Genomic DNA, 11,980 nt, shown 5'->3' on the forward strand with positions numbered 1-11,980 from the left:
AGCGCTTTGAATATATAACGCCCAACCTTCAGATCCCCAAATGCCACTTAAACTCGATCGACGCCAATATGCCGAAATGTTCGGCCCTACTGTAGGAGACAAAGTTCGCCTCGGTGACACCGAAATCCTGATACAAGTCGAGCGAGATCTTATCGCTGAAAACGGCGGCTACGGAAACGAAGTTAAGTTCGGCGGCGGAAAAGTTATCCGCGACGGCATGGGCCAATCTCCCAAAGCTCTCGCCGAAGACTCTTTGGACCTCGTCATAACAAACGCCACCATACTCGACGCCGTTCAAGGCGTCATTAAGGCGGACATTGGAATCAAGAACGGACGCATCTTCAGCATCGGACATGCCGGAAATCCGCTCATCCAAGATGGTATCAGCGAGGGCATGACAATCGGTGCCTCCACTGAAGTCATCGCCGGAGAGAGCCACATCATCACCGCAGGTGGCTTTGATTCCCATATTCATTTTATCTGCCCTCAGCAAATCGACGAAGCCCTCGCCTCTGGCGTCACCTCCATGACAGGTGGCGGTACCGGTCCCGCCACCGGAACGAATGCCACTACCTGTACTCCCGGAGCCTGGAACATCCATCGCATGCTCGAAGCGGCTGAAGAATACCCCATGAACCTCGGCTTCATGGGCAAGGGCAATTCATCCAATCCCGACGCGCTTCGCGAACAAGTAGCCGCTGGCGCCATGGGCCTCAAACTGCACGAAGACTGGGGAACCACGCCTGCAGCTATCGATATCTGCCTCGGAGTCGCAGACGAAATGGATGTCCAAGTCGCCATTCACACAGATACCCTTAACGAGTCTGGGTTTGTGGAAGACACCATCGCCGCCTTCAAGGGCCGTGTCATCCACACCTTCCATTCAGAGGGTGCCGGTGGCGGCCACGCGCCAGACATTATCAAAGTATGCGGAGAGCTAAACGTGCTCCCCTCCTCCACCAACCCTACCCGACCTTACACTGTGAATACGATCGACGAGCACCTCGACATGCTCATGGTCTGCCACCACCTCGATTCTAAAATCCCCGAGGACGTTGCGTTCGCCGAGTCACGGATCCGCCCCTCCACGATCGCCGCAGAAGACATTCTACATGATATCGGAGCCTTCTCCATCATGTCCTCCGATTCCCAAGCTATGGGCCGCGTCGGAGAAGTCATTTCCCGCACTTGGCAAACAGCCCACAAGATGAAGGTGCAGCGCGGGAAGCTAGATTCAGACAAGCACCCTGAAGCCGACAACTTCCGAGCTCTCCGTTACATAGCTAAGTACACCCTCAACCCCGCCATCGCCTGCGGCGTCGCCCATGAAGTCGGCTCCATCGAAGTTGGCAAACTCGCTGACCTCGTCGTCTGGAAACCCGCTTTTTTTGGCGTCAAGCCAGAGCTCGTCCTGAAGGGAGGCCTTATCGCTCTCGCTAACATGGGTGACCCCAACGCTTCAATTCCGACTCCCCAGCCGACCTTCTACCGCAAGCAATTCGCTGCCCACGGAAAAGCAAAGTACAGCACCTCCATCACCTACGTGAGCCAAGCCTTCCTCGATAGCGGAGACGCCAAAAAGCTTGGTCTGCAAAAGCGACTCGTCGCCACGAAAAACACGCGCAACATCAGCAAGAAGGATCTGCTCCACAACGACGCCACCCCTAACATCGAGGTCGACCCTGAAACCTACGAAGTCAAGGCCGACGGAACGCTGCTCACTTGCGAACCTGCGACCGAAGTTCCCCTCGCCCAGCGCTATTTCCTTTTCTAGCCTTCAGGTAGGAGAATTCCTATTCCTACCTTTTCTCAAAAATGCATCTCATCACCAATCACCTCCACGGTGTAGCCGAATCCAAAAAGCGAATACAGCTTCCCATCGACCGTCGCAAACTCGCCAAACGACGCTTCCGTGCCACCGCTGCCGACGGCACGGACTTCGGCTTCGACCTACCGCACCCTCTCAAGCACGGCACCGCGTTCCATGAGACCGACGATAGCGTTTACCTCATAGAGCAAGAGCCTGAATCGGTACTAAAAATCTCGTTCCCGGACGGGCAAACCGGTGCACGCTACGGCTGGATGGTCGGAAACATGCACTTTCCAGCAGCCTTCGATGAAAACCACATGTTGGCCGAGGACGATCCCGCCGTTAGACAAATGCTTGAACGTTCGCAAATACCCTTCGAGGAAGCTCGTTCCATTTTCCAGCCACCTACCAACACGGCGGCGCATCATCACCACTGAGCATGCCAGTACGCTCCAGCGCCACTCCGTCGGAATCACCGAATCCGATCTCGACTCCTGGCCTTACATGGCTAGCAAGCATGCTTCAAACCACGGATCCGCTCTTTCCAATCGGCTCCTACGCACACTCCTACGGTCTGGAGGAGCTTTGTGCCAGCGGCGAGGTTAAGGATGCAGCAACCCTTTTGAAGTTTCTCGAATCCGTTGTCTTTCTGAACCTCCAAGAGTTCGAGCTGCCGTATCTAAGGTTTTCTTACATCGCCGCCGAACGAAACGACTTCGAGGACATCTGCCAACTCGACGAGGAGATCAACGCTTCAAAGCCTTGCAAAGAACTCCGGCAAGCCAGCTCTTCCCAAGGACAACAGAGACTCCGCCTCATCTACAAGCTGCGCCCCACAGACCGCTTCGAAGCGCTGCATGAGTTGAAAAAGCAAAAACGTATAATCCCGCACCATATTACCATTTTTGCAGCGGAAAACGTAGACCTCGGCACGCCTTTAGATGCAACACTCATGTCTTGGACCTACCAAGCCCTGGCTGCCCCCTGTGCCGCGTCCCTCAAGCTTGTACGTATAGGACAGGAAGGGGCCCAGACCGTACTCACAAAATCACTACGCCAGGTCGCAACACTCATTCAAAGGTCGCAATCTATCGATCGCGAGTTTGCAGGCGCATTCCTGCCCAATTTGGACGTAGCTTCCCAGCGTCATGAGCACGCTTACGCGCGACTCTTCATTTCTTAACCCCTCTAGACTGAACACCTAAACTTATTTGCCTTAACAATGAACAACTCCCGACCTGTCAGAATCGGTATCGGAGGCCCCGTCGGCTCCGGTAAGACCATGCTTTTGCTACGCCTCTGCGAAGCCTTGAAATCTGAATACAAACTCGTCGCTATCACCAACGACATCTACACACGCGAAGACGCGGAATTCCTCGTGCGAAACGAAGCCCTCGAAGCAGACCGGGTAATGGGTGTCGAAACCGGAGGCTGCCCACACACCGCGATTCGTGACGACACCTCCATGAACATGGCCGCTATCGACGAACTGCTCGAGCGCCATCCGGACACTCAGGCCGTCCTGATCGAATCCGGAGGCGACAACCTTTCCGCCACATTTTCCCCCGAACTCGTGGACGCTTTCATTTACGTCATCGATGTTGCCGAAGGTGACAAGATTCCACGAAAAGGAGGTCCCGCGATCCAATACTCCGACCTGATGATCATTAACAAAATCGAAATCGCTCCCTACGTGGGTGCCGACCTCGGAGTCATGGAACGCGACAGCAAGAAGATGCGAGGCGAAAGACCGTTCATCTTCTGCGACCTCAAGTCGCACAAGGGACTTGATGACGTCATCGCTTGGCTGAAAAAGGAATACCTTTTCTAATAACGAATCCTCCGCCCGTAACCCAATCGTGGATACACAGCTACCACCTCCTATTGAACGACCGCGCGTCGCAGGACACCTGTACGCGACCTGCGCGCAAGACGCCACCGGCAAGTGCATACTCAGCCGGAAGGATTTCAAGACTCCCATCCACATATCCAAACCCTACTGGGACGGCCACAGCCTGCTGCTCAATCTTATGTGTCCGACCGCAGGAATGCTCGCAGGGGATTCAGCTGAGCTCGAGGTCAAAGTCGAAACCGGAGCGTCCTTAACCCTATCCAACCCCTCCTCGCTTCGTATCCACAAGATGGATCCTAAAAGCGAAGCAAGCTGGACCCAATCCTTCACTGTCGCGAAAAAAGCCTTTCTAGAAAACAATCCAGAGTGGCTCATTCTTCAAGGGGAAAGCGCCTTCACCCAACGTACCACCATCGATCTCACGGCTGGAGCGGAACTCTTCTTCATCGAGGCCATCGCCCCGGGACGCATCGCCCATCAGGAAGCCTTCTCCTTCCGGCAGTTTCGCAACCGTCTATCACTTCGCTACGACGGAAAGCTTGCCCTCCTAGAAAAGCACTGCATCGAGCCAAAGTACGGCACCGCAACGGCTTGGAAAAGCGAACTCGGTGCCGCTCACCCATTTTACGTCTCAATTTTGCTCGCGTCCGCAAAACTGGACGAGGACAAGCAATTCTGGCGGGAAATACACGAACTGCAGTGCCATGGGATCAAGATTGGAGCGAGCCAACTCGCCCACTCTCAGTGTTGGTGCATCAAAATCCTCGCAGCTGATCCGATCGCTGCCCGCCGCGCCGTAACAGAAGTCCGCCAGCGATTCTACGAAAAGATCGGCCGTCGACCCTCCTCTTTGCGTCGCTAAAGAAAGGGGAAGAAAGCGGTGAACAAATTCAGCTGCCGTTTTTCTATGGCCTGAAACGTTTCATCGGACGTAGCTCCTCCTCTCCTCCTATCTATCCAGAGCAGTGAATCCTCTCTCCCAGCGCATTCGCCGTTTTGTCCGCACCTTCATGGCGATTTGCGGCCTCTTGGCTCTAATCGGAATCTTCACCTCTTGCACGCAGGTGAAGGTCGCCAATCCCGAAACCAATCTAGAACTCGCTCCCGCTCCTTACTTCGACAATACCACTGGCATCTATTTTCCAGGCGCCCTCGGCCCCCTGTTCCGTCGACCAATCATCGAGCTCGAAGAAAAGTCGCCTGGCTTGGGTCTAGCCATCAGCTACCGGAACTCAGAAACCCGTATCGACGTATTCGTCTACGACCTACAAGCAAGTGTTATACCTTCTGGTAACGATTCGGAGGTGATCAACAAGAGCTTCCAAGACGCCATCGACGACCTCCACCTCGCTGTATCGAAACGCATCTACAGCCAGCTCGACCTAGCAGACAGCCAAAGCCGCCAAATCGGTCGAATCGAGTTCAAGCATGCACGCTTCACCTATACCGAAGGGTTAGCGCAAAAGGAAGGAGAACTCTACATAGCAGGCGTCAACAGCCAGATCCTAAAGATCCGCACCGCTAAACGTATTGGCAGCACCATGGAGATACCTCGTCTCCTCGCCTACATCGTTCAAAGCATAGAGCAGAGCCAATTCAGCGGATATGGGGGGATTTCCACCGAAGCGTATAAGCGGATCTCTCAACAGCTCAGCCAGATCAGGCTGGACGACGGACTCTCCGCCCTGGAAGCGATATCGATCGCCCAAATCGAATTGGTTGGCAACAAGCTCCACAATCGCTACGACGCGACCAGCGGCAGGATACTGGACTCCGGTACATTGCCACAATCCGCCACGGTTGCATTTACCCCTTTCCCATCCAATTCCTCTAATCGGCTACCTCCAGTTCTCATTTCAGTCAGAGGCACGGGCAGAGCTGAGATATTAGACACGCGTTTTTAGATCTGGCTATTCGACAAACTCACAGCACGTAAAGGATTACTAAAAAATGCAGTCCCCGCATTGCAAAAGCGACTTCGTGGTCCACTTTTTTGCTACAACTCTTTTTGATTTGTCCATGCAAGCCAAGTATTCCGAAATAGACCTGCGCCATTTGGAAAACAGGTCTGTCTTGGTGGTCGATGACAATCATGCCATACATCGTGATTACCATGCCGTACTTCGCCCCGACCAGAGGGACGAAGGCGAGCAAAAGCTCGATGAACTAGAGGACCTTCTTCTTGGCACGAGCGAGACCCCTAAGAACCGCAGAGAGCGAAACTTCGAGATTCAATCTGTTTACCAAGGTGAAGAGGCTTATGAGCTAATCCAACGCCACTACGCCAAGGGAATCAAATATCCTCTCGCCTTCATCGATATGCGGATGCCTCCCGGGTGGGATGGTCTCGAGACCATCAAAAAGCTAAGAGAAGTAGATTCCGCTATCCAATTCATCATCGTGACGGCCTATTCAGACTATTCCGAAGAAGAGATTGAGCAAGCCCTAGGGCCACAGACCCCTTTCGACATAACCTACAAGCCGTTCGAGCCCGTCGAATTGTATGAAATGACATACGAGCTCGTTGCCAGTTGGAACCAGAAATTCCCAACGCGGCACTGATGGGAAATCAGGAGAGAACTCAATTTTCTAGCCCTCTCCCATTTAACTATCGTCCTGAGCGGCCGAACAAGCGCGAACGCGGGCCAGCTGCAGCGGACTTTTCCTGAGCGTTGAAGAGCGCCGAATACATGTAGTCGAAGCCTTCCAGCTTCTTACGCTCGACCTTCTTTCCGATGAAGTGCTCGATCGCAGCAGCGTTCTTCACTTCGTCTTCGGTCAAAAGCGTGAACGCGTCCCCTTCGCGAGAAGCGCGTCCAGTGCGGCCGATGCGGTGTACGTAGTCCTCAGCATGCAGCGGTACGTCGTAATTGATCACGTGCGTCACCCCTGCAATATCGAGACCGCGGGCCGCGATATCTGTAGCTACCAGCACCTCGTAGGTGCCATCCTTGAAGCCCTTCAGCGCTTCGGTGCGCTCCGACTGCGAACGGTCCGAGTGAAGCGCCGCGACCTTGTGATCCAATCGCTCAAGACGACGCGTGATCATGTCCGCGTTGAATTTTGTGCGGGTAAAAATCAGAACGCTCTCGTAGTGGGTGCGCTCCAGAAGCTCTAGCAAGAGCTTGTACTTTTGCCGCTCGACGACCGGATAAAAAGCATGGCTCACCGTTTCAGCGGCGGAGCGGTTTTTCCCGATTTCGACAACTGCAGGATCCTTCAGCACCCAACCGGTCAAAGTCTTGATGGCCGCCGGCATCGTCGCCGTGAATAGCAATGTCTGGCGATCATCTGAACAATAGTTCTGCACAATACGCTTAACGTCCGGCAAAAAGCCCATGTCCAGCATGCGATCCACTTCGTCCAGCACGAGATAGTCCAAGTCCTTGAGCGAGAAATTCCCTTGGCCGAGGTGATCCAGCAGGCGGCCGGGAGTCGCTACGATGATTTCCGCTCCGCTCTCGATCATCTTCATTTGGCCGCCATATTTCACACCGCCGTAGATAAGCCCGATTTGGATTCCGAGATTCTTGGCAAAAAAGTTCAACGCTTCTTCCACCTGGGCCGCAAGTTCGCGAGTTGGCTCGAGAATCAAACACTGAAAAGGTTTTCCAGGCACAATACGTTGCAAAATCGGAAGACCAAACGCTGCGGTCTTCCCGGTACCTGTTTGAGCGGAACCGATCAAGTCCCTGCCTTGCAATACGATAGGGATCGCTTGTTCCTGAATTGGGGTTGGCTTCTCGTAGCCGAGCTCGGCGAGCGCCTTATTGATGGGTTCTGATAGCCCAAGTCCTGAAAATGGCATTCAGCGTATATGGTAAGCCCCACACGGGGAAGCAAGCTAACAAATCCCCTTCCCAATCGTCATACAAATACCTCTGGACCGACTTTCTAAACTTCAGTCTTCCTCCTTCAGCCTAAGTACCTAAACATTCCATCGACATGTCGAAAATAACCAGCCAGCCCACATCGCCAGCTATTCCCGAAGCCCTCGCTCACGCGCGAGCCGACTTCCCCATCCTGCAACGCTCCGTGCACGGAAAACCGCTGGTCTACCTAGACAATGCCGCCTCCACTCAAAAGCCACAGGTGGTCATAGACGCAATCACCCGCTACTATACGAACGAGAACGCTAACATACACCGCGGCGTCCACCTCCTTTCCACCGAAGCTACCGGAGCTTACGAAGAAGCCCGCGGTAAAATTGCACGCTTCATCAATGCCGCCGACGACTCCGAGATCGTCTTCACCCGCGGCGCCACCGAGTCCGTCAACCTAGTGGCCCACTCCTTCGTCGAACCCAAGATCCAGCCTGGCGACGAGATCCTCATCTCCGCCATGGAGCACCACGCCAACATCGTTCCCTGGCAACTCCTATGCGAACGCACCGGCGCCAAGCTCAAAGTCATCCCTGTCACGGATGACTGCGAACTCGACCTGGCCGACTTCGATGCCCTCCTCAACGAGCGCACCAAATTCTTCTCCATTGTCTACGTATCCAACGCCATCGGCACCGTAAACGATATCAAGCCTCTCCTCGCCAAAGCCCAAGCCAAAGGGATACCCACTCTCGTCGACGCCGCCCAGGCCATCCAACACATGCCGCTCGACGTGCAGGAGCTTCGCTGCGACTTCCTCGTTGCATCCGGCCACAAAATTTACGGTCCCACCGGCATCGGGATCCTCTACGGACAGAGCAACCTGCTCGATACCATGATTCCCTACCAAGGCGGTGGAGACATGATCGCCCACGTATCTTTCGAAGGCTCTACCTTCAAGGAGCCGCCTTCCCGCTTCGAAGCCGGCACCCCTCACATTGAGGGAGCCATCGGACTCGGAGTCGCATTCGATTATCTCAGCACCCTCGGCCTAGAAGCCATCCATGAGTATGAGTCCCAATTAGTTGAATACGCCGTCGCAAAGCTTTCGCAAATCGACGGACTTAGGATCATCGGGAATCCTAAAGTTCGATCCGGGGCAATCTCATTCACCATGGGAGACGCCCATCCACACGACATCGGCACCGTGCTTGATACCGAAGGCATCGCGATCCGCTCCGGCCACCATTGTTGTGAACCGCTCATGAAACGCCTCGGAGTTCCCGCCACGGCCCGAGCATCCTTCTCCGTCTACAATACGCCCGCCGACGTCGACGCCCTCGCTGCTGCCCTCAAAAAGACCGCCATCCTTTTCATGTAGGTCGGAAGAGCGGAGCTATAGTCCGCGACCGCCCAACCCAATCTCACTTTTCAACGATCCTTGAATTCAGACCTTAAAAAGCTCTACCAGCAAACGCTGCTCAAGCACAGCAAACAGCCGCTCAACAACAGCGAAATCCCAGACGCCGCACGTGCCACCCTCCGCAATCCCCTCTGCGGAGACGAAATCACAGTGTATCGAAAAATCAATGACGACGGCACCAGCCAAACGAACTTCACAGCCCAAGCCTGCACCATTTGCCTCGCGTCAGCGTCCATGATGACCCAACACCTTGCGAGCCTAGCGACACCCGAAGCTGCTGCCTTCGCTAAATCTCTCGTATCCAAATTCAAGGATAAACCCAACCGTATCGATCTCCCCGGCGACCTAGCGGCACTCTCAGGGGTTCTCGCCTTCCCTAGCCGCATCCGCTGTGCCACACTCCCATTCGAAGGACTGCTAGCAGTCTTGGAATCAGAAGGGACGAGCTTCACCTCGTCCTCGATACAAGAGCCCAACTGATTCACCACAGTTCTCTCCTCACTTTGCACTCCTCCAAGTGATTACACTTCGCAACATCACCCTCCAGTACGGAGAACGCTACCTCTTCCGTGATGCCACGGCCTCCATCGGGTCCAAAGACCGTATCGGTCTCGTCGGGGCTAACGGAGCCGGTAAGACCACCCTACTCAAGATTATTGCTGGCGGCGAGCCCTACGACTCCGGTGGCATCGACAAAGCGAACTACGTATCCATCGGATACCTACCTCAGGATGGAATTGCGGCCCACGGCAAAACCCTCTTCGACGAAGTCCACACTGCTTTTTCAAACGTAATCGAGCTCAAGCAAAAAATCGAAGACGCTAACGCTCGTCTCAATGAACTCGAAACAGCGTCTGAAGAATTCGCCGAAACCCTCGAGCTGCTCGGCGAATGGGAAATCCAGCTCGAAGACCTGGACGTCGCTCGCATCCCTTCCCGTATCGAATCGATCCTGCTCGGGCTCGGCTTCCGGTCCTCCGACATGAAGCGCATGACCGACGAGTTTTCCGGTGGCTGGCAAATGCGTATCGCCCTCGCCAAGCTCCTGCTTGCACAGCCGTCGCTTCTACTCCTCGACGAACCGACCAACCACCTCGACGTCGAGTCCCAAGCCTGGCTCGAAGACTTCCTCCGACGCTACCATGGCTCCCTCCTCGTGGTCTCGCACGACCGTGCTTTCCTCGACTCCCTCATCACTCGCACCTTCGAAGTCTATCAAGGAGCCTTGACTGTCTACACCGGGAACTACTCCAAGTACGAAGTACAATCTGTCGAACGACGCGCTCAGCTTGAGAAAGCCTACCTAAAACAACAACGCGAACTCGCCAAGACCCAGCAATTCATCGACCGCTTTCGGGCCAAAGCAACCAAGGCGAAACAGGTTCAGTCCCGTATCAAAGCCCTCGGAAAAGTCGACCGTATCGAGATTGAGCAAGAAGCCGACCAAGTCGCCTTCTCATTCCCCGAGCCACCCCGCTCCGGTCAAAACGTCATTGAAGTCAAAAACCTCCGTAAGAGCTACGGCGACCTTCAAGTAATACACTCTGCCAACATACGCATCGAACGTGGCGACAAGATAGCCGTGGTCGGCGTTAACGGCGCCGGCAAGACCACCCTCGCTAAAGTGCTCGCAGGCGTGGAGTCTTTCCAAGATGGAGAACGTATTGTAGGTGGCAATACAAGCATCTCATACTTCGCACAGCACCAAGCCGACGAACTCGACCCTGAGCTCGACATCTTTGAAACAATCGAACGCGTCGCAGAAGTCGGCAACAACACCTCCCTGCGCACCATCCTCGGCTCCTTCCTTTTCCAAGGCGACGACGTCTTCAAGAAAGTCAAGGTCCTCTCCGGAGGCGAACGCAACCGCGTCGCTCTTGCCAAGATGCTCGTTCAACCTGCCAACTTCCTCATCCTCGACGAGCCAACCAACCACCTCGACATCCGCTCCCAAGACGTCCTCCGTGGCGCTCTCGAAAAATTCCCCGGAACTTTTCTTATCGTCTCTCACAACCGTGACTTCCTCGACAGTATCGTCAGCAAAGTCCTTGAGGTCAGAAAAGACGGCCTCTCCCTTCATCCTGGAAACGTATCCGATTACCTGGCACGGATGGAGGCCCAAAGGAAGAACAGTGTCCACGTAGCCCGCAACGCAGGAGCAAGTGCACCGCCCCCGTCCAAATTCCCTACGGGCACCAACTCTCTCAACCCAAAAGAGCAGCGCCGGCTCCGAGCCCTCCAGCAAGCCAAGCTCAAGCCCCTCACCGACAAGCTCAAGAGGGTCGAAACCGAAATAGCGAGACTGGAGTCGCAGCAATCTGAATACGAATCACTGATGTCTGACCCTGACTTCTATAAAGACGCCAACAAATCGCAGGAAATCCTTACCACCTACGACTCGAATAAAAGAAAGATAGAAGCTGCCTACGAAGATTGGTCGGACCTTTCCGATCAAGTAGCAGCAGCCGAGTGAGCTGCAAAGTTACTTTCCATTAAGCTGTTCCAACGCGTCGATATTTTCACGACAACGTGGCAGCAGGATATCACGGATTAGACGAACACAGTCGTCCTCCAACTCACTAGCTCCAAGGGCAGATTCGTACTCGCTGATGCCATGAGCCTCTCCTCGTTTCAGAGTTTCTAGGGCGGAATCCTTGCCCAACATGTTAGCGGTCGCTTGAACTGTGTTCGCAAACATGCCCCAGGCGCCGGACGTTACGCTAGGATCGCCCGCCATCAGCTCTACCTTGCCGCGTAGCTGCTCGACGCTGCCCTCGTGACGGTCACGGATTCCGATGAAGACCATGGCCTCCGGCTCTCGCGCAAACTTTTCAATCGCTTGTTCATAAGTTTCGACGGCCGACAACTCGCCCCGCAAGAGCTGGTTACAAGTGAAGACCGTTTGGGTATTTATGTCTGTTGTTCTCATGTACGCACACTTGCATTTCACGTGCCATTCCACCGTTCCGCTCGATGGGGACAAACCAACTGCAAGCTGCAACCTCGCAAACCGAAGCAATCGTCAGAGGTCTCAAACAGAAAGAAAACAGACTCGTGACTCTTCTTCCAGATTG

The 11,980-nt window shown here is 54.5% G+C and carries 12 protein-coding genes; 10 read left to right on the forward strand and 2 right to left on the reverse strand.

Annotated features, from left to right (window positions below; all coding sequences use genetic code 11):
* The first annotated feature begins 40 nt into the window (after positions 1-40).
* The 7 genes from ureC to QEH53_RS11110 all read left to right on the forward strand — a co-directional run bounded on the left by ureC (position 41) and on the right by QEH53_RS11110 (position 6,224).
* Complete coding sequence (gene ureC, locus QEH53_RS11080) at positions 41-1,774, forward strand: urease subunit alpha (RefSeq protein ID WP_309023255.1); 1,734 nt, start codon at positions 41-43, stop codon at positions 1,772-1,774.
* Between the two features lie 41 nt (positions 1,775-1,815).
* Positions 1,816-2,247: a hypothetical protein gene (locus tag QEH53_RS11085; protein WP_309023256.1), complete on the forward strand. Its 432-nt coding sequence runs from the start codon at positions 1,816-1,818 to the stop codon at positions 2,245-2,247.
* Positions 2,248-2,249: 2 nt separating this feature from the next.
* On the forward strand, positions 2,250-2,993 hold the full coding sequence (locus QEH53_RS11090; protein ID WP_309023257.1) for an urease accessory UreF family protein: 744 nt from the start codon (positions 2,250-2,252) through the stop codon (positions 2,991-2,993).
* Positions 2,994-3,032: 39 nt separating this feature from the next.
* Positions 3,033-3,641 carry an urease accessory protein UreG gene (ureG, locus tag QEH53_RS11095; RefSeq protein WP_309023258.1) on the forward strand — a complete coding sequence of 203 codons (609 nt, stop codon included), beginning with the start codon at positions 3,033-3,035 and terminating at the stop codon, positions 3,639-3,641.
* A gap of 28 nt (positions 3,642-3,669) precedes the next feature.
* Positions 3,670-4,524 (forward strand): urease accessory protein UreD, encoded by an 855-nt coding sequence (locus tag QEH53_RS11100; protein WP_309023259.1) that lies wholly within the window; start codon positions 3,670-3,672, stop codon positions 4,522-4,524.
* 103 nt (positions 4,525-4,627) lie between these two features.
* On the forward strand, positions 4,628-5,566 hold the full coding sequence (locus QEH53_RS11105; RefSeq protein WP_309023260.1) for a hypothetical protein: 939 nt from the start codon (positions 4,628-4,630) through the stop codon (positions 5,564-5,566).
* Positions 5,567-5,612: 46 nt separating this feature from the next.
* Positions 5,613-6,224 (forward strand): response regulator, encoded by a 612-nt coding sequence (locus QEH53_RS11110; protein WP_309023261.1) that lies wholly within the window; start codon positions 5,613-5,615, stop codon positions 6,222-6,224.
* Between the two features lie 46 nt (positions 6,225-6,270).
* On the opposite strand, the gene QEH53_RS11115 is transcribed toward QEH53_RS11110, so the two are convergent.
* A complete protein-coding gene (locus QEH53_RS11115) occupies positions 6,271-7,470 on the reverse strand; it encodes a DEAD/DEAH box helicase (RefSeq protein WP_309023262.1) in 1,200 nt (399 codons plus the stop codon).
* A gap of 137 nt (positions 7,471-7,607) precedes the next feature.
* Between QEH53_RS11115 and QEH53_RS11120 the strand changes: the two genes are divergently transcribed.
* Genes QEH53_RS11120 through QEH53_RS11130 form a run of 3 tightly spaced genes read left to right on the forward strand, consistent with a single transcriptional unit; the run spans position 7,608 to position 11,379 of the window.
* Positions 7,608-8,864: a cysteine desulfurase gene (locus QEH53_RS11120; protein ID WP_309023263.1), complete on the forward strand. Its 1,257-nt coding sequence runs from the start codon at positions 7,608-7,610 to the stop codon at positions 8,862-8,864.
* 60 nt (positions 8,865-8,924) lie between these two features.
* Entirely contained in the window at positions 8,925-9,386 is a 462-nt protein-coding gene (locus QEH53_RS11125; RefSeq protein WP_309023264.1) for an iron-sulfur cluster assembly scaffold protein, read from the forward strand.
* A 37-nt stretch (positions 9,387-9,423) separates the two neighbouring features.
* The gene (locus QEH53_RS11130; protein ID WP_309023265.1) at positions 9,424-11,379 is read left to right on the forward strand and encodes an ABC-F family ATP-binding cassette domain-containing protein; all 1,956 of its coding nucleotides are present in this window, start codon (positions 9,424-9,426) and stop codon (positions 11,377-11,379) included.
* A gap of 9 nt (positions 11,380-11,388) precedes the next feature.
* Here the strand turns inward: QEH53_RS11130 and QEH53_RS11135 are convergent, their stop codons facing one another.
* Entirely contained in the window at positions 11,389-11,835 is a 447-nt protein-coding gene (locus tag QEH53_RS11135; RefSeq protein ID WP_309023266.1) for a DUF2383 domain-containing protein, read from the reverse strand.
* Between the last annotated feature and the right edge of the window lie 145 nt (positions 11,836-11,980).

This window comes from Pelagicoccus sp. SDUM812002 (assembly GCF_031127835.1).
Taxonomy (GTDB): domain Bacteria; phylum Verrucomicrobiota; class Verrucomicrobiia; order Opitutales; family Opitutaceae; genus Pelagicoccus.